The organism is Cupriavidus sp. CuC1 (genome assembly GCF_044627735.1).
GTDB lineage: Bacteria > Pseudomonadota > Gammaproteobacteria > Burkholderiales > Burkholderiaceae > Cupriavidus > Cupriavidus ulmosensis.
The window spans coordinates 32,289-55,593 of sequence record NZ_JBIUHC010000018.1 but is presented as its reverse complement, the minus strand read 5'-3'; the positions used below and the strand labels follow the sequence as shown (position 1 = coordinate 55,593).

21 protein-coding genes and 1 tRNA gene are annotated in these 23,305 nt (G+C 65.1%); 13 read left to right on the top strand and 9 right to left on the bottom strand.

Annotation, left to right across the window (positions count from 1 at the left end; genetic code table 11):
* Positions 1-194 precede the first annotated feature (194 nt).
* Complete coding sequence (locus tag ACGLHR_RS10565; protein ID WP_400093691.1) at positions 195-632, bottom strand: hypothetical protein; 438 nt, start codon at positions 630-632, stop codon at positions 195-197.
* 116 nt (positions 633-748) lie between these two features.
* Between ACGLHR_RS10565 and ACGLHR_RS10560 the strand changes: the two genes are divergently transcribed.
* From ACGLHR_RS10560 to ACGLHR_RS10530, 7 genes are all read left to right on the top strand, one after another.
* Positions 749-904 carry a hypothetical protein gene (locus ACGLHR_RS10560; protein ID WP_400093690.1) on the top strand — a complete coding sequence of 52 codons (156 nt, stop codon included), beginning with the start codon at positions 749-751 and terminating at the stop codon, positions 902-904.
* Between the two features lie 138 nt (positions 905-1,042).
* On the top strand, positions 1,043-1,297 hold the full coding sequence (locus tag ACGLHR_RS10555; protein WP_400093689.1) for a hypothetical protein: 255 nt from the start codon (positions 1,043-1,045) through the stop codon (positions 1,295-1,297).
* A gap of 178 nt (positions 1,298-1,475) precedes the next feature.
* Positions 1,476-1,766 (top strand): hypothetical protein, encoded by a 291-nt coding sequence (locus ACGLHR_RS10550; RefSeq protein WP_400093687.1) that lies wholly within the window; start codon positions 1,476-1,478, stop codon positions 1,764-1,766.
* Positions 1,767-1,786: 20 nt separating this feature from the next.
* Positions 1,787-2,029 carry a hypothetical protein gene (locus ACGLHR_RS10545; RefSeq protein WP_400093685.1) on the top strand — a complete coding sequence of 81 codons (243 nt, stop codon included), beginning with the start codon at positions 1,787-1,789 and terminating at the stop codon, positions 2,027-2,029.
* A 69-nt stretch (positions 2,030-2,098) separates the two neighbouring features.
* Positions 2,099-2,350: a hypothetical protein gene (locus ACGLHR_RS10540; protein WP_267606208.1), complete on the top strand. Its 252-nt coding sequence runs from the start codon at positions 2,099-2,101 to the stop codon at positions 2,348-2,350.
* A gap of 98 nt (positions 2,351-2,448) precedes the next feature.
* Positions 2,449-2,817: a hypothetical protein gene (locus ACGLHR_RS10535; RefSeq protein ID WP_400093684.1), complete on the top strand. Its 369-nt coding sequence runs from the start codon at positions 2,449-2,451 to the stop codon at positions 2,815-2,817.
* Positions 2,818-3,080: 263 nt separating this feature from the next.
* Positions 3,081-3,335: a hypothetical protein gene (locus ACGLHR_RS10530; RefSeq protein ID WP_267606210.1), complete on the top strand. Its 255-nt coding sequence runs from the start codon at positions 3,081-3,083 to the stop codon at positions 3,333-3,335.
* Positions 3,336-3,384: 49 nt separating this feature from the next.
* Here ACGLHR_RS10530 and ACGLHR_RS10525 read toward each other — a convergent pair whose 3' ends face one another.
* Together ACGLHR_RS10525 and ACGLHR_RS10520 are read right to left on the bottom strand one after the other, a co-directional pair.
* On the bottom strand, positions 3,385-3,975 hold the full coding sequence (locus ACGLHR_RS10525) for a DUF2939 domain-containing protein (RefSeq protein ID WP_400093682.1): 591 nt from the start codon (positions 3,973-3,975) through the stop codon (positions 3,385-3,387).
* A gap of 63 nt (positions 3,976-4,038) precedes the next feature.
* Positions 4,039-8,919, bottom strand: a complete 4,881-nt coding sequence (locus tag ACGLHR_RS10520) for an NAD-glutamate dehydrogenase (protein WP_400093680.1) — start codon at positions 8,917-8,919, stop codon at positions 4,039-4,041.
* A 380-nt stretch (positions 8,920-9,299) separates the two neighbouring features.
* Here ACGLHR_RS10520 and ACGLHR_RS10515 point away from each other — a divergent pair, with 380 nt between their 5' ends.
* Positions 9,300-10,814: an acetyl-CoA hydrolase/transferase family protein gene (locus ACGLHR_RS10515; protein ID WP_400093678.1), complete on the top strand. Its 1,515-nt coding sequence runs from the start codon at positions 9,300-9,302 to the stop codon at positions 10,812-10,814.
* Between the two features lie 372 nt (positions 10,815-11,186).
* On the opposite strand, the gene ACGLHR_RS10510 is transcribed toward ACGLHR_RS10515, so the two are convergent.
* The 4 genes from ACGLHR_RS10510 to ACGLHR_RS10495 all read right to left on the bottom strand — a co-directional run bounded on the left by ACGLHR_RS10510 (position 11,187) and on the right by ACGLHR_RS10495 (position 14,565).
* On the bottom strand, positions 11,187-11,570 hold the full coding sequence (locus ACGLHR_RS10510; RefSeq protein WP_400093677.1) for a hypothetical protein: 384 nt from the start codon (positions 11,568-11,570) through the stop codon (positions 11,187-11,189).
* A 310-nt stretch (positions 11,571-11,880) separates the two neighbouring features.
* Positions 11,881-12,855: a tripartite tricarboxylate transporter substrate binding protein BugE gene (locus ACGLHR_RS10505; RefSeq protein WP_400093676.1), complete on the bottom strand. Its 975-nt coding sequence runs from the start codon at positions 12,853-12,855 to the stop codon at positions 11,881-11,883.
* A 304-nt stretch (positions 12,856-13,159) separates the two neighbouring features.
* A tRNA-Lys gene (locus ACGLHR_RS10500) sits at positions 13,160-13,235 on the bottom strand.
* A gap of 55 nt (positions 13,236-13,290) precedes the next feature.
* A complete protein-coding gene (locus ACGLHR_RS10495) occupies positions 13,291-14,565 on the bottom strand; it encodes a DUF2252 family protein (protein WP_400093674.1) in 1,275 nt (424 codons plus the stop codon).
* Between the two features lie 210 nt (positions 14,566-14,775).
* On the opposite strand from ACGLHR_RS10495, the gene ACGLHR_RS10490 reads away from it, so the two are divergent.
* Together ACGLHR_RS10490 and ACGLHR_RS10485 are read left to right on the top strand one after the other, a co-directional pair.
* Positions 14,776-15,684, top strand: a complete 909-nt coding sequence (locus ACGLHR_RS10490) for a LysR substrate-binding domain-containing protein (RefSeq protein WP_318233047.1) — start codon at positions 14,776-14,778, stop codon at positions 15,682-15,684.
* 157 nt (positions 15,685-15,841) lie between these two features.
* On the top strand, positions 15,842-17,227 hold the full coding sequence (locus ACGLHR_RS10485; RefSeq protein ID WP_400093673.1) for an 8-oxoguanine deaminase: 1,386 nt from the start codon (positions 15,842-15,844) through the stop codon (positions 17,225-17,227).
* A 541-nt stretch (positions 17,228-17,768) separates the two neighbouring features.
* Here the strand turns inward: ACGLHR_RS10485 and ACGLHR_RS10480 are convergent.
* Positions 17,769-18,692: a LysR family transcriptional regulator gene (locus ACGLHR_RS10480; RefSeq protein WP_400093729.1), complete on the bottom strand. Its 924-nt coding sequence runs from the start codon at positions 18,690-18,692 to the stop codon at positions 17,769-17,771.
* Positions 18,693-18,792: 100 nt separating this feature from the next.
* Here ACGLHR_RS10480 and ACGLHR_RS10475 point away from each other — a divergent pair, with 100 nt between their 5' ends.
* Positions 18,793-20,235 carry an aldehyde dehydrogenase family protein gene (locus tag ACGLHR_RS10475; protein ID WP_400093672.1) on the top strand — a complete coding sequence of 481 codons (1,443 nt, stop codon included), beginning with the start codon at positions 18,793-18,795 and terminating at the stop codon, positions 20,233-20,235.
* 52 nt (positions 20,236-20,287) lie between these two features.
* On the opposite strand, the gene ACGLHR_RS10470 is transcribed toward ACGLHR_RS10475, so the two are convergent.
* A complete protein-coding gene (locus ACGLHR_RS10470; RefSeq protein ID WP_318233051.1) occupies positions 20,288-20,644 on the bottom strand; it encodes a MarR family transcriptional regulator in 357 nt (118 codons plus the stop codon).
* Between the two features lie 277 nt (positions 20,645-20,921).
* Between ACGLHR_RS10470 and ACGLHR_RS10465 the strand changes: the two genes are divergently transcribed.
* Both ACGLHR_RS10465 and ACGLHR_RS10460 read left to right on the top strand, forming a co-directional pair.
* Positions 20,922-21,755, top strand: coding sequence for a p-hydroxycinnamoyl CoA hydratase/lyase (locus tag ACGLHR_RS10465; RefSeq protein WP_400093670.1), 834 nt, complete (start codon positions 20,922-20,924; stop codon positions 21,753-21,755).
* Between the two features lie 59 nt (positions 21,756-21,814).
* Complete coding sequence (locus ACGLHR_RS10460; RefSeq protein WP_400093669.1) at positions 21,815-23,266, top strand: aldehyde dehydrogenase; 1,452 nt, start codon at positions 21,815-21,817, stop codon at positions 23,264-23,266.
* The last annotated feature ends 39 nt before the right edge of the window (positions 23,267-23,305 follow it).

Genomic DNA, 23,305 nt, shown 5'->3' with positions numbered 1-23,305 from the left:
GATAACAATGCTCTCGCCCCGACCAGTATTAAGCAAAACCCGCACAGCATTTTTTGTGTGAGGTTTTTTGTTACCTGTTCAAAACGCCTGCATTTAGCCCGACAAAAACACGCGGCAACAAGCGTCATCGAATTCGCGTTAGTCTTTTCGAGTCGAATCGATGCAGCCACCGCTTCCACGCAGCCATCCCTTCGCTACATCGTCGGCGAGTCACGCCAAGCCGGTGAAGTTGCCTTGCCCCCCGTCGTCCAGTACTGATCGGCCGGCTCCTCGAGCGTGGCATAGTGGCGCTCGCCACGTGTGCGCACGCGAAGCGATCTCGCGTCGAGAAAATCGATGCCTTGCGCGAGCGCGAAGCGCAGCCGCGCTCCATCGTGCTCGATCACCAGGCTGTCGATAGGACGGGGCAGGGCCTTGAGTGCGGCAGTGTCGATGCCCATCAGATAGAGCGTTGCACCGGCGGCCTGCGCGGCGGCCTCGGCTTCCGGGTTCCAGGTATCCGCCGTGAGCAGTGGGTCGTCCACGGTCAGGGTCTGGCACGTGATGGCCACGCCGTGCGTGTCGCGGATGTTGTGGGTGTTGTGAGTTTCGTGGGTGTAGAGATAGATGATGCCCGGATCGCAGGTGAACATAGCCTCACTCAAAAAACACTGTATAGATATACAGTATAGCCGGACTATTTGCGTCCAGCCAGGCCCTCGGTCGCCTGTGCTAACGTATCGGCGTCCAGACCATCCGGCGAGTGAGAATGGGGGAATTTCTAGTTTTTCTCGCAGCGCAGATTTCCGACGCTGTAGCCAATTACATTGGCTACACCCGGAACCCGGCGAAGAATTTCTACTTCTGGATATCCGGCCTGATCATCCTCGCTTGCCTTGCGGCGCTGGTGGTGTCGCGCCGGTAGCGCTAAACGAACTAATGCATCTGTCCGATGCCGTTGCCGACGAAATGTTTCACCATTGGGTGATGGCCGCGGTTGGCGATCCACCGGGGTCTGAGCAGCTCCTGACATCACGGAGTTCGCTCCACAGTGGAGAGCGCCATGATGCCGCCCGTGAAAACCAAGCATACCAACCTCATGGTCGGAGAACCCCTCGACTGGGATGCCGCCAGGCAGGGCGAATTCTCAGGGCTGCCGGTGCACCTGGATACGCCGAATGGCGTGATGCATTCTTTCTGGCAGCCCACGGAGCAGGACATTGCCAACATACTGGCCGGCATGCCCATTCGCCTATCCGTGTTCGGTGAGATGCACCCGCCCGTGGCGGTCGCGGTGACCAATGACGTGATGGACTAGCGAAGCCTTCGCCAATCAATCAGGTTTGTCGCTAAGCGGCGGCGGACTCTACAATCAAGCCATGGACCGCGCGGTGTGCATGTCTCTTCAGGTAGACGTTTGCTGTGCGCGTGGTCCCGGGGCACTGGTTTGGCCGGATGCCGTTTACCGTGTGTTGCGCATACGATAGGAGTACACGATGGCCAAACGCGAGCGCGCTGCCAGGTCCTTGCAGGACGAGGTGAGCCGGCGCATCCAGCGTATCGATGACATTGTGGAGGACGGCGCGAAGATCCGGGTGCCGGCGCCGCAAGCGCATGCACGCGATGCGCGTGGGCGCAACTGGGATATGAAGGCCTTCGGCAATGCCGCAGGCTATGAGCGGAGTATCCGGGTCGTGGTGGACAAGGCGCGTGACGAGTTCGACCTGACCGAGGTGCCGGGCCAGCAAAGCGCTGATCCCTTTGGCACTCCGCCCTCGCTGGAGTGAGCGTTTCGTTGGAGTAAGTCATGCACGCTTGCGATCTCTGCCATCTTCTCGTTGGTGCGCCGACCACGGTGGAGCCGCATGAGAATCTGGCCGCATCGGGTGCGGGCGCACTTGGCATGAACATCAACTCGCGCTGGGTGGACCGGCCCTGGCGGTGCACGGTCTGCGGCGCCTGGATGTTCCAGAATGCCGCCCACGGCGAGCCGCCCAATGTCTGGCGCATGGGGCGCCGCCCACAGGATCGCCCGCAGGACCGGACCTAGGCCCGGCATCTTCCACGGCTGCTGGCCGGACGCTGCGGCATGCTACGATGGCCGGCAAAGGGAGACGCAATGAATGAATCCAGAACACAGCATTACCGAGGCTACGTGATTTTGATCTCGGTGCAGCAGCATGAGCGCGGATGCCTTGTTAGTGCCTCGATTGTCCAGGAGGCCAAAGGCGCGGTGCGCAATCCGTCGCCGCTGCAGTCGTGGGTGGGGCATGAGCAGGGCGAACTGCTGGAAGTCGCCGACCGGGCCCAGGCCCGCGCTTGTCGGCTGATCGACGCGACGGTGGACCATGTTGCCTATGCCGCGGGCTGATTGATTGGTCCGGGCGGCCTGCCTGGCCATACTTTGGCTCGCGCAGAAGTTTTGCGGGCTAGCCTACATGGCGCGGGATCGCTGTCGTTAATCCGGGTATGAACTCATTCGATGCTTCCGAAGAATGCGCCGCAAACGCCGATGCCATGGGTTGGGGCTCGTCGCCGCCGCATGTGCTGGCCGCGGTGCTCAATACCGCCCTGGCCGCTGAGGACCTGAACGGCTTTGCCGCGCTGTTGTCCGACATGGCCCGCGATCGCGGCCTCAAGGGTGCGCGTGGCTCGCACCAGTCCATCTACGACATGCCCTATGCCAGTTTGTTGCCGCGCCAGCAGCATCTGCTGGCCGATGCGTTCGAGCTGCTCATCCGCCTGGGCCTGGAGTTGCAGCCGCGCAGGCCGCGCATGCTCGGCGACAGCCCGGGCAGCCTCCTGGCGCATGGCAACCACGAGATTCCAGCCGACTAGCCGCCAGACAGAGTCCACGCGGTGGTGCGCCAGGCGCGCCACGTGCGCCATAGATGCCACGACGGCCACGCTGCGTGCTAGCATCACGCGAAAGCAGGGTGGTGGCACAGCGTGGCGCTAGCCCTGATCAACCAGATTGCCGCACTGACGGCGACGTATTGCCCGGTCCGATGCCGATCCCGACCTGGCGATGATGCTGACACGGCACGCGCGCGCACGGCCGTGGTGTTCGAGGGGAGCGATCGCGTGTCGTGGAGGTTGCAATGGACGAAGACGAACCTTTCGGGGTAGTGTTCGAGGATTTTCGCGTCATCTGGGTGGCGGAGCGCTTGCAGGACGGCACATGGACGGCGCGTTATTGCTGGAGTCCCGGCACGTCGGAGGCATCCGGCAAGGCACTCCAGGAGGCGGTGCTCAGCGGCAAGTCAAAGCGGCTGCTGGGCGATTTCAAGACCGAAGAGGAGACCATCGACGCGATCAAGGCGGCGGTGCTGCTCGAGGCGAAATGGGGCCGGTGAAGCCTGGCATTGAAGCCTAAGCCAGATAAAGCCTTAGGCCAATCAAGGCCTAAGGCTTGGAAAGCTCCGGCAGCACGACGCTGCTCCATTTCCACGTCCATATGCCTTGGCGCGTCAGGCCAATGAGAATACGTTCGCCATTGTCCTTGGTGGCCGAGGCCTCCACGGTGTTCAGTGCCCGATAGGACAAGCTGTACTTGAGCGCGTCCTTGGCGGCCTCCTCCTCCTTCTTGGCCGGCCTCGCTGATTCGCCTTTGTTTTCCGCCGGGGCAGGCGGCGCGGGGGGCTTTGGCTGCGGCGTCGACGCGGGCTTCTCGCCGGCCATGAGCGCCATGACGCCGGCGGGCGACACCATGGTGTCGATCATGGTGTTGATGACCGCCAGGCCGATTGCCTGCCCGATCCCGGCAAAGGGCGTGTTCTGCAAGGCGGGCGTGCCGAGCTTCTGCTGCAGGCTCAGCGTCAGTTGCGCCTTCAGGCTTTCCCGCAGGGCCGGATAGTCGACATAGCGGGAGAACTTGTCAGCATCGCGCGCTTCGATGGCAGAGCGCATCTGGTAGAGCGCCCAGTAAGGGCTGGCGTAGCTGGTGGCAGCAACGACGATCACCGCGGCAATCGCGGCTTTGACGGGTTTGTTCATCGGGTGTCCGGTGCAAGCGCGCTGGCTAAGGCCCCCATTGTCTCCAATCGGCCGCGCCTGCGTCTACCCGGCTTGCTGGCTGCGCTCCAGCAAGCCGATTTCCCGTACCGCCACCGACAGCATCGACAAGCCGGCCGCGCCCGATGCACGCTGATCCGCCAGCATGCGCGAGAAGCGCTCGATCTGCGCCTGGCGCCCGCCGCGCCATGCCTCGATCAGCTGTGCCGGCGTATCCAGTTCCTGCGGCTGCGCCAGCACGCTGACCGTCAGCGCGCGCTTGAGGCGCCCGAGGTCTTCCAGCGTCGTGGTGCGCGCCAGCAGGTCCCAGTGGCTGTCGGCGGGCAAGGCCAGGGCGCGTTCGCGCAGCCAGCCAAAACTGAACTCCGTATCGAGCGCAAAATAGACGCCCGCCACCAGTGCCAGGCTGCGCTGCGTAGCCCCTGCCACCTCGGCGATATCCAGCGCCGCCGCGGAGATTTCCCCCGCGGCTACGCACAGGGCCAGTTCATCGTCCACGCCGGACTGGCTCAGAGCCTGCCGCCGTTCCGCCAGCGCCGTGGCCTCCGGCCCGGCCAGCAACGCGGGCAGCTGCGGTGTGAGCCAGGCCGCGGCTTCGGCGTAGCGCGCGCTGTTGCCATCGGTGGGGCCACCCGCGTGCGGATGCCGCAGGAACCACAGGCTGGCGTGTTCCAGCAGCCGTCCCACGGCGACGAACATGCGCGCCTGCACGTCGTCGTCGACCCGGTTGTCCAGCGCGTCGATGCGCAACCAGAGCGGGTCCAGGCCGAACACGTCGCGTGCAATCAGGCAGGCGCGCACGATGTCCGCGGGACGCGCATCGGTTTCCTCCTGCATGCGGTGGACAAAGGTGGCGCCGATGCGGTTGACCAGCGTGTTGGTGAGGTGCGTGGCCAGGATCTCCCGGCGCAGCGGATGGCGCAGCATGGTGTCGGCGTGCCGCTGGCGCAGCGGCTGCGGGAAATAGGCGGGCAAGAGGCCGGCCACCAGCGGGTCCTCTGGCAGCGCCGACGTGAGCAACTCGTCGTACAGCCACATCTTGCTGTAGGCCAGCAGCACCGCGCGTTCGGGCGAGGTGAGGCCAAGCCCGGCGGCCTTGCGCTCACCCAGCTCGTCCTCGGTCGGGAGGAATTCCAGCGCGCGCTTGAGGCGGCCGGCGCGCTCCAGCCAGCGGATCAGCCGGCCTTCCGCGTCGAGCAGCGCGGCGGCGTTGCGCCCGGCAACCGACAGCGCCTGGCTCTGGTAGTAGTTGTCCTCGAGCACCAGCAAGCCGACTTCATCCGTCATTTCCGCCAGCAGCTTGTTGCGTTGCTTCTCGGTCATCTCGCCATCCGCCACCACCAGCCCCAGCAGGATCTTGATATTGACCTCATGGTCGGAGCAATCGACGCCGGCGGAGTTGTCGATCGCATCGGTGTTGATGCGCCCGCCATTGAGCGCGAACTCGATGCGGCCAAGCTGCGTGAAGCCAAGGTTGCCCCCTTCGCCCACCACCTTGCAGCGCAGTTCGGCGCCGTTGACGCGCACCGCGTCGTTGCTGCGGTCGCCCACTTGCAGGTGGCTCTCGTGGCTGGATTTCACATAGGTGCCGATACCGCCGTTGTAGAGCAGGTCGACCGGTGCCAGCAGGATCGCGTGGACCAGTTCGGCGGGCGAGAGCGTCGTGGCGCTGATGCCAAGGCAGGCCTGCACCTCGGGTGTGATCGCGATGGTCTTGGCCGTGCGCGGGAACAAGCCGCCGCCGGCGGAGACCAGGCTCATGTCATAGTCGGCCCAGCTGGAGCGCGGCAGCTCGAAGATGCGCTGGCGCTCGCGCAGGCTGGTGGCGGGGTCGGGGGTGGGGTCGAGAAAGATATGCCGATGGTCGAACGCGGCCACCAGCTTGATGTGGGGCGACAGCAGCATGCCGTTGCCGAAGACATCGCCCGACATGTCGCCGATCCCGGCGACGGTGAAATCGGTGGACTGGATGTCGGTACCCATCTCGCGGAAATGGCGCTTCACCGATTCCCATGCACCCCGCGCGGTGATGGCCATCTTCTTGTGGTCGTAGCCGACCGAGCCGCCTGAGGCAAAGGCGTCTCCGAGCCAGAAGCCGTACTCCGCGGAGATGGCGTTGGCATAGTCGGAGAAGCTGGCCGTGCCTTTGTCCGCCGCAACCACCAGGTAGGGATCGTCGCCATCTTCGCGCACCACTTCCGGCGGCGGCACCAGGGTGCCGGCGACGCGGTTGTCGGTGACGTCGAGCAGGCCGCGCAGGAAGGTCTGGTAGCAGGCAATGCCTTCCTGCAGGAAGGCGTCGCGGTCGTTCGCCGGCGGCGGGCGCTTGACCACGAACCCGCCCTTGCTGCCCACCGGCACGATCACCGTGTTCTTCACCATCTGCGCCTTCATCAGCCCCAGCACTTCGGTGCGGAAATCCTCGCGCCGGTCGGACCAGCGCAGGCCGCCGCGCGCCACCGGGCCGCCGCGCAGGTGCACGCCTTCCACGCGCGGGGAGTAGACCCAGATCTCGAACATCGGGCGCGGCTGGGGCAGGCCAGGCACCAGCGCGGGATTGAACTTGAACGACAGGTAAGGGCGCGGCCCGCCGTCGGGACCGTTGCGGAAATAGTTGGTGCGCACCGTGGCGTTGATCACACCCAGGAACAGGCGCAGGATGCGGTCTTCGTCAAGGTTGGGCACCTGGTCCAGCGCCGTGCCGATGGCTTGCTGCAGGCGCTCGCAGCGCGCCGCGCGGGCGGCTTGCGTGGCGGGGTCGAAGCGCGCCACGAACAGTTCCACGAAGCGGGAGGCAATGGCCGGGTTGCCGGTCAGCGCCCGCTCGATGTATGCATCGCTGAAGGTCGACCCGACCTGGCGAAGATAGCGGGCATAGGCGCGCAGGATGGTCACGTCGCGCGCGGCCAGCTCGGCGCGCAGCACCAGGCGGTTGAAGTCGTCGTTCTCGATCTCGCCGTTCCAGGCGCGCGCGAAGGCGTCCTCGAACAGCGCCTTGATGCGCGCGATATCGGCCCCGAGGTCGATGCCGGCCGCGACGCCATCGGCCATTTCCAGCCCGAAATCATGGACCCACACCGGCGCCGCGCCGTTGGGCTCGATCAGGTAGGGACGCTCTTCGTCCACGCGCACGCCAAGGTGCTCGAGCATCGGCAGGCTGAGCGACAGTGCGATCGGCTCGCGCGCGCGGTAGACCTTGAAGCGGAATGCGCCGGGCGCGGCTTCGATGGGCCGGTACAGGTTCATGGCGATGCCGCCGGTGGCCTGCGCCGCCTCCATCAGCTCGATATCCCGCACGGCGGTGCGGGCCGGGTAGTCCTCGCGGTAGCCGGCCGGGAAGGAGTCGCCGTAGCGGCGCAGCAAGCGGTTGCCTTGCTCCTCGCCGGTGCTGTCGAGCAGGGCGGCGGCAAGGTCGTCCTGCCAGCGGCGGGCGGCCTGCAAGATGCGCTCTTCCAGCTCGTCCGGGTTGACCTCGGGCATGGTGCCGGGCTCGCCGCGCACGATCAGCTGGATGCGCGCGAGCGGCGACTCGGAGAGTTGCGGCGTGAATTCGCAGCTGTTGCCGCGAAAGGCGGTCATCAGCAGCTTCTGGATGCGCTGGCGCAGGTCCGTGTTGTACTTGTCGCGCGGCACGAAGACCAGGCAGGAGACGAAGCGGTCGAAGCGGTCGCGCCGCACGAACAGCCGGATGCGCTGATGCTCCTGCAGGCGCAGGATGCCCAGCGTGATGTGGAACAGTTCGTCTTCCTCGGCCTGGAACAGTTCGTCGCGCGGGTACTGCTCGATGATGGTCACCAGCGACTTGTAGAGATGGCCCTTGGTCAGGAAGCCCGCGCGCGCCAGGATGTTGGCGAACTTGCGCCGCAGCAGCGGGATGTCCGCGCACGACATCATGTAGGTGGTGGAGGTGTAGAGGCCCACGAAGCGCCGCTCGCCAAAGAGCTTGCCGTTGGCGTCGGTCAGCTTGATGCCGATGTAGTCCAGGTAGCCGGGCCGGTGCACGGTGGAGCGCGAATTGGCCTTGGTGACGAAGATCGGCGATCTGCCTTCGATGACCGAGGTGGCCGCCGCGGGCAGCTCGGTCAGCGTTTCCGCCTCGGGCGGGCGCAGGCTCTCGCTCAGGATGCCGGCGCCAGAGCCGGGCACGCCGCGCAGGTAGAAGCGGTCGTTCTGGGTAACCAGTTCATAGTCGCGCTGGCCGAGGAAGGTGAAGTGCTCGTCCAGCATCCACTGCAGGAACGCGCAGGCTTCCTGCGTCTCGGGCTGCTTGCCCTCCGGGCCCTGCGCCAGCGTGTCGATGGTGGCGCGGGTGATGGCGGTCATCGCCGGCCAGTCTTGCACCGCAGCGCGCACATCGCCCAGCACGCGGGCAATGCCGTTGCGCAAGGCTTCCTGCGTGGCGGTGTCGCCGCAGCGGTCCACTTCGAAATGGATGAAGGATTCGAGCCGGGGGCCACCGGCGGGCTCGCTCGCGGCGACATCGCCCTCGCTGCCCAGTCCCACCTTGGCGATGGTGCCGTCCGCGTTGCGCCAGACCCGGAACACGGGGTGGATCGCGGAGTGCAGGGCCAGCCCGAGCCGGTTGATCTCCATGGTGACCGAGTCGACCAGGAACGGCATGTCGTCGTTGACGATCTCCACCACTGTGTGGTCGGAGTGCCAGCCGTGCTGCTCGAGGTTGGGGTTGTAGACGCGCAGCCGTGCATTGCCCGGGACAAAGCGCTGGGCGGTCTGCCAGTGCGCCATGACCGCGCCGTAGAGATCGGCTACGTCCCGCTTGAGCAGGTCGTCGGCGTCCGCCAGGTCGTAGTAGTGCCGCAGGAATGGCTCGGCCTGGACGAACATGTCGCCGGGCAGGCGCCCCTGGGCGAACTGCATCAGGTCGGCCAGCAACTGGGCCAGTCGCGCTTCGCTTTCCGCAAGCATGGTGTCTCCCCCAGACGGCTGTTTTTTGGCAGTCGGTTGCCGGCGCTGGCCCGCGCGACGCGCGTCGCGCGGTGCCTGCGCCCTGGCAGCATGATCGTGCTAACTACTGTAGAGCATAAAGGGGGGCACCGCGCACAAAGTGCGCTGCAGGGCAGGGCCGGCTGGCCTTGCCCGCGCCAGGCTGCGCGGGCGTCGGGGTGTATGAGATTTACGACTGGTTTTCATGATTTTATATCGCCGCAGGAATGTACCTGCCGTGGCTACACTGCCTGTCTGCGCCTTACCCGCCGGTAGGAAGCGCGAGCCGAGCTGGGCGCCGGGCCTTGCCGCGGCGCGCGGCACGGCCTCACTGGCCGGGACAGGCATCATGGAGACATAAGATGTACAAGGAACGTATCCGGCTGGCCAGCCTGCTCGACAAGGTCATGCCAGCCGAGGCCGCGGCGGCGATGATCCGGGACGGCATGACCGTCGGCATGAGCGGGTTCACCCGCGCAGGCGACTGCAAGGCGGTGCCGCAAGCGCTGGCAAAGCGCGCGGCGCACGAGCCGCTGCGCATCACGCTGATGACCGGCGCCTCGCTGGGCAACGACACCGACAAGATGCTGGCCGAGGCCAACGTGCTGGCGCGGCGCCTGCCGTTCCAGGTGGACGCCACCTTGCGGCGCAAGATCAACGCGGGCGAGGTGATGTTCGTCGACCAGCACCTGTCCGAAACCGTGGAGCAACTGCGCGGGCGGCAGATCGCGCCGGTGGACGTGGCTGTGGTGGAAGCGGTTGCGATCACCGAATCCGGCGGCATCGTGCCGTCGACTTCGGTCGGCAACTCCGCGAGCTTCGCGATGCTGGCGCAGAAGGTGATCGTCGAGATCAACCTCAATATGCCGGCCGGCCTGGAAGGCCTGCACGACATCTACCTGCCGACACCGCGGCCCCATCGCCAGCCCATTGCGCTGGTCTCGGTGGACCAGCGCATCGGCTTGCCCTATATCCCGGTGGACCCCGCGAAGATCGCCGCCATCGTGATCACGCAAAAGGACGACAGCCCGTCCAATGCGCTGCCGCCCGACCAGGAGACGCGCCAGATCGCCGGGCACCTGAACGATTTCCTGTCGCATGAAGTGCGGACAGGCCGGCTGGCGCCGTCGCTGCAGCCGCTGCAGGCCGGCATCGGCACGATCGCCAATGCCGTGCTGCATGGCCTGATCGATTCCCCCTTCCGCGACCTCACGATGTATTCGGAGGTGCTGCAGGACAGCACCATCGAGTTGCTCGACGCCGGCCGGCTGCGCTTTGCCTCGGCGTCGTCGGTGACCTTGACCGGCGCCGTCTATGCGCGCTTCCTGGCAGACCTGGAGCGTTACAAGACCCGTGTGATCCTGCGCCCGCAGGAGATCAGCAACCATCCGGAGCTGCTGCGCCGGCTCGGGCTGATCACCATCAACACGGCGCTGGAGTGCGATATCTACGGCAACGTGAACTCCACGCATGTGGGCGGCACGCACATGATGAACGGGATCGGCGGGTCGGGAGACTTTGCGCGCAATGCGCATTTGTCGGTGTTCGTCACCAAGTCGGTGGCCAAGGCCGGCGCCATCTCCAGCATCGTGCCGATGGTGTCCCACGTGGATCATACCGAGCATGATGTCGACATCATCGTGACCGAGCACGGCCTGGCCGATCTGCGCGGCCTGGCGCCGCGCGAGCGCGCGCAGCAGGTCATCGCCAATTGCGCCGATCCGCTGTATCGGGAGTTGTTGCGTGATTACGCGGCGCGCGCCACGCGCCGCGGCGGGCATACGCCGCACCTCATCGAAGAGGCGCTGGCCTGGCACGCGCGCTTGCGCGAGGAGGGCACGATGGGTGGCACGAAGGCGGCCCTGGCCGCAGCCTGAGGCGGCTTGTGCTTTGAGCTTCCTCGTCGTCCTTCAGCCTTATCCCTTGAAGATGAGCACAGCCAGCACCAGGGAGGAAGCCATTAGGATCAGCAGGTCTAGCATGATGGTCTCCGAAAGGGAGAGGTCCGGGATAGCGAAAGGGTAAGCCTGCGCTACGGTTCACGCAGCAGGCGGGCTTCCGAATGCATTCTCGGATATCTCGCACATTTCCACATGCGGCGCCATCTGGCTCAGACGGCGTTTCAAGCGGGCGTTGGGCATGGCCGTGTCGATCCCGCTGGCTGGATCTTGCCTGTTCCCTGCGGCCCGGATGGTGCGCTGGCGCACCATCCGGCGGGACGGGCTGCTGCTTGCTGCTGCTGCCGCGGCTTACTGCTTGGCCTTGGCGCCGTCGGTATAGGGATCGAACTTGCCGGCCTTGGCACCGTCCGTGTATGGGTCAGGCTTGCCGGCCTTGGCACCGTCGGTGTACGGATCGGGCTTGCCAGCCTTTGCCCCGTCCGTATAGGGATCGGCCTTCTTCTTGGTGCCGGAAGCGTTCAGGTTCGACTTGGTCGATTTCTTCGCGCCATCCGTGTATGGATCGAACTTGCCCGACTTGGCGGCGCTCTTGTTCGGGTCGGTCTTGTTGGTATGGGCGCCGCCGTAAAGGTCGCCACCATCGGTGTAGTTCTTCTGGGCGTGCGCCAGCTGCGCGCCGCCAAAGGCGGTCAGGGCGACGATGATCAGGGCGGGTACGGTCTTGTTGCGCATTTTCATCCTCGTGAGTAAAGCGTGGGTAGTTCGTGAGCAATGGCCACGGGCAGGGGGCATGGCCGCAAAAATGGTCGTCAGACCAGGGTGACTCTACCGACTTGGGATGATCCTGCGAAGTTAATCTTTCTTCCCACTGTATTGAACCGCGTATTTGCCTGGCAGGTTCTGCGCCAGATCAAGGCAAGCGTTTTTTTGGGGGAGCGCTTATGGGAAAGGGGAAGGGTGCTGGAGGGATGCTTTAGGGCGGGGGTGCCGAAAGCGCGAGCCCTGGCAAGGCCCGGCTGCAGGCAGCCGGGCCATTGCGACGTTACTCGAGCGTAATGTTCTGGTCGTGCGCGATCTTCTTGCGCACTTCCAGCTCGCGCTTGATCTGCGCGGCGTACTGCTGCGGCGTGTTGCCGTCAGGGTAGGCGCCGCTCTCCGCCAGGCGGCGCTTCACGTTCGGGTCCTGCAAGGTCTTCACGGCCGCGTCATGCACCTTGGCGATGATCGCGGCAGGCGTGCCGGCGGGTGCCACCAGGCCGTACCAGGCCATGTTGTTCATGTCCTTCATGCCGGCTTCGGCAAAGGTCGGCACATCGGGCAAGCCATCCACGCGCTTGGGCGCCGCCACCGCGAGGGCGCGCAGCTTGCCGGCCTGGATGTGCGGCATGGACGAGGGCAGGTTGTCGAACTGGCCGCTGACCTGGCCGGCCAGCGTGTCGTTCAGCGCTGGGCCCGATCCACGGTAAGGGATGTGGACCATGTCGGTCTTGGTCAGGAACTTGAACAGTTCGCCGTCGAGGTGGGAGATGCTGCCTTTGCCTGCCGACGCGTAGCTGTATTTGCCGGGGTTAGCCTTGACCAGCGCGATGAACTCCTGCAGGTTCTTGGCCGGCACCTTGGGGTTGATCGTCAACACGTTCGGCACATTGACCAGGTTGGTAATGGGCGCGAAGTCCTTGATCGGATCGTAGGGGTTGCGGGCGTTGGTGGCGGGGTTGGTCGCCATGGTGCTGACCGTGGCAATGCCCAGCGTGTAGCCATCGGGCGCGGATTTGGCCAGCGCGTCGGCGCCGATCGCGCCGCCGCCGCCGCCGCGGTTCTCTACCACCACGACCTGGCCAAGCTCACGGCCGATGCCGTCGGCCACCGCGCGGCCCACGATGTCCGTGGTGCCGCCCGCGGCGAACGGCACGATCAGGCGGATCGGCTTGGTCGGGTAGGTTTGTGCAAAGGCGCTCTGGCACAGGCCAAGGAGGGCCAGGCAAGCTGCGCTGCCGACATTCAATACTGCTTTCAAGAGAGGCTCCCGAGGGTTCTAGGTCTAATGACGGCCCGGGCGGGCGCGGGTTGGGGCACGGCGATCTGCGTCGCGCTTGTTGCCCTCGTTCCTGCCTGCCGCGGGACGCTGGAGATATCGGATGGGTTCCGTGATGCGGAACCATGTTCCGCATTGTGCTCCAGGCGCAATTCAACCGTGAAAGCGTAGCCGGCGGAATCGGTATCAACCCGCGTATGTGTCGTGGTGTGGGAGGGGTTGGCGCGCCAATGGACGCCAATGGAAAAAGCCGGAAGCATTGCTGCTTCCGGCTTTTAGAATTCGCTGGTGGGGCGTGAGTGACTCGAACACTCGACCTACGGATTAAGAGTCCGCTGCTCTACCAACTGAGCTAACGCCCCAACGAAGTCCAAGATTATAGAGGGCAGATTGTGACATTGCAACAGCTATTTGCGCTTAGATGTGTGCTGCCGGGCCCAGCGCGAATTTGCGGCAGTGTTCGAGATAGCCGACCTCATGGCTGGCAATCAGGTCCAGCACGCTGGTCCATAGCCAGGACGGCGCATCCAGCTGCTTGGAGCGATTGCGCGCCAGTTCGCGCAGCCAGGTGCGCTGGGTGGCCAGATCCATCTGGCGCGCGTGGGCGTTGCCGAGCACCTCGCCCAGGTACATCGCGACGCGGCCGGCTTCGTCCTGTGGCAGCGTCTCGATTGCCAGCTTCAGGTCCTGGGGCAGCAACTCGCGGATGAAGACGGCCTTGTCGAGCAATTGCGCGGAAAGAATGCGATCGCCCAGTGCCGGCGAGAGATGCCGGGCGCCTTCCACTACCCGCTCGCCATTGCCGCGCGGCATGTTCGCCTTGGGGTAGCCCGGCGCGGCAGCCTGCACCGCTTCCTTGATATCGATCAGGCAGATTTCGGAATTGGGGCTGTCATTGCTGCCTACGGACAGCAGTGCGGCGAAGCGCAATCGTCCCAGCGAGCTGCAGCCCTTGACCCAGTAGGCGGCGTCCATCACCTCCACGCGCGCGCCTTCGTCGCGGGAGGTCAGCTGCGTGGCGAGGTGGGCGATCTCGCGCCGCTCGAAGAGGGCGCGGATTGCGCGCCGCTCGTCCGGGGCGAGCCGCCAGAACCGGTTGCCGAGCGGAATGGAGGGGGTGGTGTCCTGCAGGCGTTCGCGCGCGAGATGCTTCCATTTGCGCCCCAGGGCCTGGCGCATCACGGTACGTACCGCGACAGGCCGGCGCGAAGTCAGGCCTGCCGCGGCGTCGGGATTATCGAAAGCGCTTTCATAGCCCACCATCAGGCTTTCCAGCATGCGCGCGGTAATCACGCCCGGCAGGTCCGAGCCGCGCGCGGCGGTGGCCAGCGACAGCGCGAGGCGGATCAGGTCGTGCGCCGGGTTGCCGATCACGGTCTGGTCAAGGTCGCGGATCTGGATGTAGACGTGGCCCTGGATATCGGCGATCGGACCAAGGTTGCCCAAATGGCAGTCGCCGCAGATCCAGATGGCCGGGCCCTCGGGCAGGGCGTGCGGCTGCTTGGCCTCCAGCCATTCGTAGAACTTGCGCGTGTTGCCGCGCACGTACGCATGGGCAGAGCGCGCCATCTTCAGGTTCCGGCACCGCATCAGTTCTTCCTGGCGTTTTGCCGGGCCAGGCGTGCGTGGCTTGGCGCTGCGCTTTCCGGCGGTCTTCGTGCCGGTCTTTTTGCTGCTTGTCTTCGTGGCCATGGAAGTCGGAGCGCCGAGCGCTGGCAGGGTATCGAGGCGGGCCGGCCACCATCGGCTGGCAACTGATGTCAGCGTACTCCATGCCGCCTGGAAAGACTGTCAGCGCAACACGGATTTCGTGCGCCTGGCCAACGGCTACAATGCGCTCGTCTTCCCAGGCGCGGGATGCCGCTGCCGCGCTGAATCCAACGCCAGAATCCGGAGTCCGTCATGCATGCCAGAGTCCTGCGCTACCTCGACGAGGTGGTGAGCCGCGGATCGATCCGCCAGGCCGCGCTGCATCTGCACGTGGCGCCGAGCGCGATCAACCGGCAGATCCTGGACCTGGAGACGGAACTGGGCGCGCCCTTGTTCGAGCGCATCAACAAACGCCTGCGCCTGACCCCGCTGGGCGAGATGGTGCTGGCGCACGTGCGCCAGACGCTGCGTGAGCACGCACTGCTGCGCAGCCGTATCGAGGCCGTGAAGGGCGTGCGCCAGGGCGAGGTCACCGTGGCTACCACGGCCGGCCTGGCCGGTTCGCTGATGCCGTCGCTGGTGCATGCATTCCGCCAGCAGTATCCGGGCATCCTGGTGCGCCTGCTGGATCTGCCCGTGGCCGACATTGTCAGCGCCGTGGAGCGCGGCGACGTCGACCTTGGCCTTGCCTACGACCTGCCCGATATCGCCGCCTTCCGCATCCTGGCCAGCAACGACTGGCATATCGGCGCGGTGGTGGCGCCCGGGCATGCGCTGGCCGCGCTGCCGTCGACACTGCTCAGCGAGTGCCTGGCCTGCCCGGTGATCCTGCCCGCGCCGTCGATGTCGATTCGCGCCATCCTCGATGAGGCCTTCGCGCGAGCCGCGATCGAGGTGTTGCCGGTGACCGAGACCACCTCGACCGCGCTGATGCGCCGCCTGGTCATGCTTGGCGCCGGCATCGCTTTCTTGAATCCGCTCGACGTGCTGGAGGAGCGGGAGCGCGGGGCGCTGGCCTGGGTACCGCTGCGCGACGGCCAGTTGCCGTGCCAGACGCTGCGGCTGGTCGCGCGCGCGCGCAATCCGCTGAGCGCGGCGGCGGAACTGATGGCCGAGCGGATTGGCGAGGGCCTGGTGGCACTGTTTGCGGCGGTGCGTTAGCGGCGCAGTGCGCTCGGTTGTGCTGTTTTTGCGCACACCGTCGGTGGAAATCGATGCTTTGCCAAGGCCCGCTGGCGTCTTAGACTGTCTGGGCCGGGCCGCATGATGCGCCGGCCCCGTGTCCACTCCCTTGCGCTGCCCACCCGAAGACCCTGCCATGACCCTCATCCTTATCAATGCCGACATCCTGGTGACCATGGATGCGCAACGCCGCGAGATTCCGGGCGGCGCGCTGGTGGCGCCAGGCCCGACGATCGAATGGGTAGGCGCCACCGCCGAGCTGCCGCCGCAATACCGCCGGCTGATCGACGAGGGCAGTGCCGAGGTGATCGACATGCGTGGCAAGGTGGTGATCCCCGGGCTGGTCAACACGCACCACCACATGTACCAGAGCCTGACCCGCGCCGTGCCGGCGGCGCAGGACGCCGAGCTGTTCACGTGGCTCACCAACCTCTATATGTTGTGGTCGCACCTGACGCCGGAAATGATCGATGTGTCGACCCGCACCGCGATGGCCGAGTTGATGCTGTCCGGCTGCACCACCACCAGCGATCACCTGTACCTGTATCCCAACGGCTCGCGCCTGGACGATTCCATTGCCGCCGCGGCAGCAATGGGCATGCGTTTTCATGCCGCGCGCGGATCGATGAGCGTGGGCCGCAGCAAGGGTGGCCTGCCGCCCGATTCGGTGGTGGAGGAGGAGCACGCCATCCTGAAAGACAGCCAGCGGCTGATCGAGCAGTACCACGACGCATCGCGCCACGCCATGCTGCGCGTGGTGGTGGCGCCGTGCTCGCCGTTTTCCGTCTCGCGCGACCTGATGCGCGAGTCGGCGCTGCTGGCGCGCAACTATGGCGTGTCGATGCACACCCACCTGGCCGAGAACGATAACGACATCGCCTACTCGCGCGAGAAGTTCGGCCTCACGCCGGCCCAGTACGCCGAGGAACTCGGCTGGGTCGGCCCCGACGTATGGCACGCCCACTGCGTCAAGCTGGACGATGAAGGCATCGCGCTGTTTGCCCGCACCGGCACGGGCGTTGCCCATTGCCCTTGCTCGAACATGCGCCTGGCGTCGGGCATTGCGCCGGTGCGCACAATGCGCGATGCCGGCGTGCCGGTCGGCCTGGGCGTGGATGGCAGCGCGTCGAACGATGGCGCCCATATGCTGGGGGAGGTGCGCCAGGCCATGCTGCTGCAGCGCGTGGGTTACGGGCCCGCCGCCATGAGCGCGCGCGAGGCGCTGGAGATCGCTACGCTGGGCGGCGCGCGCGTGCTGGGCCGCGACGATATTGGCGCGCTGGCACCTGGCATGTCGGCCGATTTCGTGTCCTTCGACATGGAGCAGGTGGGCTACGCCGGCGCGGGCCACGATCCGGTGGCGGCGCTGGTGTTCTGCACGCCGGGCAATGTCGCCACCAGCGTGATCAACGGCAAGGTGGTGGTGCGCGATGGCGAGTTGCAGACGGTGGAGTTGCCGCGCGTCCTTGCACAGCATCGCGGGCTCGCGCGTGAATTGTTCGAGCGCGCGAGACAAGCTTGAGGCAATGACCGAATGCGCCGCGCGTGCGACCCCTCTCGAGTGGGGTCGCGTCATGTTTGCAATGTATTCACACTAAGCCCGGGTCGTTCCCTGAACGCCCCTGACCCTTCCCCAGCCCGCCATCGATCGCGGGCTTTTTTTTCGGGTTCTTCGCCGAATTGCGGGGTGGGAGAGTCGAGGCGGCCGGGGGAGCATAGTTCAGGGATCGCTCCGAAGGCTGCGTTCGGGCCAACTCCGGTGACTGTTTCCACCTGGAAGACTAAGCCGAGCTGGTATCTGGTTTCGACGGAAGATTGCACGAAACCCCGCCTGCGCAGCGATGCTGCCGCAGCGGCCAGTCAAGATCGGTGACCTTCGATCAACGCCGCCGCCGGCATGCATCAAAGTGATCTTTCGACGGGGTTAGTTTCACGAAGGCGATCAACTCGGCATGCGCGACAAAAACGACAAAGATAAATTTGACTGAGGCGAATGTCCGGATTCGGCTGAGGATTCAACCGGTCGATGCAACACACCAAGTCCGTGCGCCGGACTCCGTTCCCTATGCGGACGTGCGCTGACGGCGGGCCCGCCGCGCGTCGGCGTGTTCGCGGATCATGTCGATCAGCGCGCGCAGTCCGGCCGGCACGTGGCGGCGGCCCGGATAGTATAGACAGAGGCCGTCGAGCGGGGGTGTCCAATCGTCCAGCACGCGAACCAGCGTGCCAGCTTCCAGATCCGCGGCGACATTCCATTCGGTCAGATACGCAAGACCGAGACCGGCACGCGCCGCCGCCAGCATCAGGCCCGGCTCGTCGAGCGTCAGCGCGCCTTTGCCGTCGATACGCAACGTTTCGCCGTGCCGCTCGAACTCCCACTGATATATTGCGCCGCTCGGCATGCGTGAGCGGATGCAGCGGTGTGCGTTCAGATCGGCGGGCGTGCGCGGCGGTTTTTGCTGCGCAAAATAGGCTGGACTGCCGACCACGGCAAAGCGCTGCCTGTCACCGAACGGCACCGCGATCATCTCCTGCGGCACCGTTCCGGTCAGCCGAATGCCAGCATCGAAGCCTTCGGCGACTATATCGATCAGGCGCCCTTCGGTGACCAGATCGAGCTTCATCTCCGGATAGCGCTGCAGGAATTCGATGAAGAGCGGCATCACCTGCCTGGCCGCGCCGGTTGACGCATTGATACGCAGCGTGCCCGACGGGGTGTCGCGGAAGCTACCGGCCTGTTCGATCGCGACGCGGATCGTGGAGAGTGCGGGCGCGACGCTGTCGACGAACTGCGCGCCGGCTTCCGACAACGACACGCTGCGCGTCGTGCGATTGAAGAGCCGTACGCCGATACGCGCTTCAAGCGCCGCCACAGCATGACTGAGCGCAGACGTCGACATGCCCAGATCCGTCGCGGCCCCGCGAAAGCTGCGATGACGCGCGACGGCCAGCACCGCCTCCAGTTCGCCCAAGCCCGATGTCTTCATTGTCCCAATTTTTTCAACAGCACGTGCCATATTATACTACTAGTCAGCGCAATGCATCGGGTCTATCTTTCGTCGTCTGGAACGTTTTCTGGTGGCAGCCATGCAGATCATCGACAAAATCTATATCGACGGCGCGTTCGTTACACCGCACGGCGACGAACTGTTCAACCTCTTCAATCCGGCGACCGAGCAGGTAATCGGGCGCGCGCGTCTCGCCGACGCGCAAGACGCGCGCGATGCGATCGCCGCCGCAAAGCGCGCGTTTCCCGCGTTCTCCCGCACCAACAAGCGCGAGCGCATCGACATGCTCAAGCGCATGCACGAAGCCGTCGTCGCCAAAGAGGACGAGTTGTACGAGGCGATCACGGAGGAATATGGAGCGCCCGTATCGCGCGGTCGCTGGATGGCGCAGCACGCGAGCAATGTGCTGCTCGAAGCGGCCAAGGTGCTGCAGGACTATGCGTTCACGCATCGCGCAGGCACTGCTGAGGTCCTGATGCAGCCGCTAGGTGTCGCCGGTCTGATTACGCCGTGGAACAGTAACGCGGGCTTCATCTGTGGCAAGCTCGCCGCCGCGCTGGCTGCGGGCTGCACGGCCGTCATCAAGCCAAGCGAGATGAGCGCGATCCAGACGCGCATCGTCACCGAAGCGTTGCACGAAGCCGGCTTGCCGCCGGGCGTGTTCAACATCGTGACGGGACGCGGCGAAACGGTCGGCGCGCAGATCAGTTCGCACCCGGACGTCGCAAAGCTGTCGTTCACCGGTTCGACCGTGGTCGGCAAGACGATTCTGCGCGCGGGTGCCGAGACGTTGAAGCGCGTGACGCTCGAACTTGGCGGCAAGTCGCCGGTGCTCGTGCTCGACGACGCGAACTTCGACGAGGTGGTACCGCTCGTGATTCAGGCCGGCTTCATGAATAGCGGCCAGGCGTGCATCGCGGGTACGCGTATTCTGGTGCCGCAGCAGCGGCTCGCGGAATTCGAAGCGCGGGTGCAGCAAGAAGTTGCGCGCACGCAGGCAGGCGATCCGCGCGATCCGCGCACGACTGTCGGCCCAATGGTCAGCCAGAAGCAGTGGGAACGCGTGCAGCGCTATATCCGTATCGGTATCGACTCAGGTGCGCGTCTGATCGCGGGAGGCGAAGGCCGGCCAGATGGCATCGATGCAGGATGGTTCGTGCGTCCGACCGTCTTCAGCGATGTGGCCAACGACATGGCGATTGCCCGCGAAGAGATCTTCGGTCCTGTGCTGTCGATTATCACGTACCGCGATACTGAAGATGCGGTTGCTATCGCCAACGACACCGATTACGGCTTGCAAGCGTACGTGTTTTCGGCGGATGACCAGCGTGCGCGCGAGCTCGCACGGCGAATCGAAGCGGGTCGAGTACTAGTCAACACGCTGGCACACGAACCGGCCGCGCCATTCGGCGGCTTCAAGCAATCTGGTATCGGCCGCGAATACGGCACGTTCGGGCTCGAGGCTTTTCTCGAGCCGAAGGCCGTTCTCACTGTATCGGCAAGGATCGCCAAGGCCTGTTAGCACCGGTACACATTGGTGGCCTACAGTGCGCGCTTCCACGCTATGCAATGCCCTAGCGCAGGTTCCGTGCACACTGCGTAAGAAGCTGCTGCAGCAGAGCCACGTGCTCAGCGGCAATCCCGTCCAGCATCTCTCCTTCCAGTCGCTTCACCGTTTCGTCGCAGCTCGCTAGCAGCGCCCGCGCGCTGTCGGTCAGGCTCAGCTTGACGATACGGCCATGCATCGGGTCCGGCTCACGAATCAACCAGCCTTTCGCCTGCATTGTTTTGACGATCTCGTTCGCCGACTGCGGCGACATGAATGAGCGCTCTGCCAGTTGCGCGTTGGACAGGCTGCCGCGTGCGTGCAAGACCGACATCGCTGTGAACAACGGCAACGTCAGGCCGTGGGGCGCCAGGGCTTCGCTCAAGCGGCGCTTTACCACGCGGTCGGTGCGGCCGATGAGATAGGGGATACGTATCGGCGCTGGCGGCACACCGGCCTTTTCCGCCTCCCCGCCAGGGGTTGCATGCGCTTTTGCCTTGGCGCTTTGTCTTGTCTGAGATGCCATTGTGATGCTCGATCCTCGTCAGCGTGGACTGCGTTTAGGGGTTTACGCGCGACAATGATAATCTACTTGCTGTATCAGGCTACCTGATATTATATTGGCAACTCGTTAGCCCGCCACTGATTGAGGAGCCACTGAAATGAGCAACTACGAAGGACGCTGGAAGACTGTCGATGTGAAGGTCGAGCAGGGTATTGCCTGGGTGACGTTCAATCGCCCGGAAAAACGCAACGCGATGAGCCCCACGCTGAACGCCGAGATGGTGCAGGTGTTGGAAACGCTCGAACTCGATGCCGATGCGAAAGTGCTGGTGCTGACCGGTGCCGGTGATGCGTGGACAGCCGGCATGGACCTGAAGGAGTACTTCCGCGAAGTCGACGCGGGCCCGGAGATCCTCCAAGAAAAGATCCGTCGCGATGCCTGCCAGTGGCAATGGAAGCTGTTGCGCATGTATGCCAAGCCGACCATCGCCATGGTCAATGGCTGGTGTTTCGGCGGCGGTTTTTCCCCGCTGGTTGCCTGCGATCTGGCGATTGCCGCGGACGACGCTGTTTTCGGGCTGTCCGAGATCAACTGGGGCATCCCGCCGGGAAATCTCGTGAGCAAGGCGATGGCCGATACGGTTGGCCACCGCAAGGCGCTGCACTACATCATGACGGGCGACACATTCACCGGCGTCGAAGCCGCTGCCATGGGCCTGGTCAACGAAAGCGTGCCCAAGGCGAAACTGCGCGAGCATACGACCGCGCTGGCCGGCAAACTGCTGGAAAAGAACCCTGTGGTGCTGCGTGCGGCCAAGCACGGCTTCAAGCGCTGCCGCGAGCTGACGTGGGAGCAGAACGAGGACTACCTCTACGCGAAGCTTGACCAGGCACAACTGCGCGATCCGGAGCACGGACGCGAGCAAGGCCTCAAGCAGTTTCTCGACGACAAAGCGATCAAGCCCGGCCTGCAGACCTACAAGCGCGACTGAAGACGCGGTACCTGGGGCGCCATATCGCCCCGGGGCGAGCAGAACGAGGAGACATACCCATGCATGAAGTCACCATGCTGATCGACGGCCAGCCGTGTGCGGCCGAGACCGGCAAGATGTTTGAACGTCACAATCCCGTTACCGGCGCGCCGGCCTCCCGCGCGCCTGCTGCAAGCCTGGCCGATGCTACGCGCGCCGTGCAGGCGGCCGCGGATGCGTTTCCCCGCTGGGCGGCACTGGCCCCCGGCGAGCGCCGCCAGCGCCTGTTGAAGGCTGCCGATCTGATGGACGCGCGCATCGACGAATTCGTCCGTATCGGCGTCGCCGAAACGGGTGGCATGGCCAACTGGTATGGGTTCAACGTCACGCTGGCGGCGAACATGCTCCGCGAGGCCGCGGCGATGACCACCCAGATCGACGGCAGCATCATACCGACCAACTTGCCAGGCAATCTGGCGATGGCCATGCGCCAGCCGTGCGGCGTCGTGCTCGGCATTGCGCCATGGAATGCCCCGGTCATCCTGGGCACACGTGCATTGGCCATGCCGCTGGCCTGCGGCAACACGGTCATCCTGAAGGCTTCGGAGTCGTGTCCCGGTGTCCACCGGCTTATCGGCACCGTGCTGCAGGAAGCCGGCCTCGGCGACGGTGTGGTCAATGTGGTGACGAATGCGCCGGAGGATGCCGCTGCGGTGGTGGAGCACCTGATCGCGCAGCCTGCCGTGCGGCGCGTGAACTTTACCGGTTCCACCCACGTCGGCCGCATCATTGCCCAGCATGCAGCGCGCCATCTCAAGCCCGCGCTGCTGGAGTTGGGCGGCAAGGCGCCGGTACTCGTGCTCGAGGACGCCGACCTCGACGCTGCGGTGGAAGCCGTGGCCTTTGGCGCCTTCTTCAACCAGGGCCAGATCTGCATGTCGACGGAACGTGCGATCGTGCATGAGGCGATCGCAGACGATTTCGTCGAAAAACTCGTGGCCAAGGCACGCACATTGCGCGCCGGCGATCCGACCGATGCCGGCAGCGTGCTGGGCGCGATGGTCAGCGAGCAGGCCGTGCGGAAGATCGCGGCGCTCGTCGAAGACGCACGAACGCAAGGCGCCAGCCTGCCGCTTGGCTTGCACAGCGACGGCGCGATCCTCCAGCCGGTGATCGTGGACGGCATCACGCCCGGCATGAAGCTGTATCGCGAGGAGTCCTTCGGCCCCGTGGTGACCGTCGCCCGTGTGAAGGATGACGATGAGGCAGTCGCCATGGCCAACGACAGTGAGTATGGCCTGTCCGCGGCCGTGTTCAGCCGTGACATCTCGCGTGCCTTGCTGGTCGCGCAGCGGATCGAGTCCGGCATATGCCATATTAATGGCCCCACGGTGCATGATGAAGCGCAGATGCCGTTCGGCGGCGTGAAGGGCAGCGGCTATGGCCGTTTCGGCAGCAAGGCGTCTGTCGCGGAGTTTACGGATCTTCGCTGGATAACGGTGCAGAATGCACCGCGCCACTATCCAATCTGAAGTCAAGGGCCGCTACGGCCCGCAATGACCGCCTGCCTG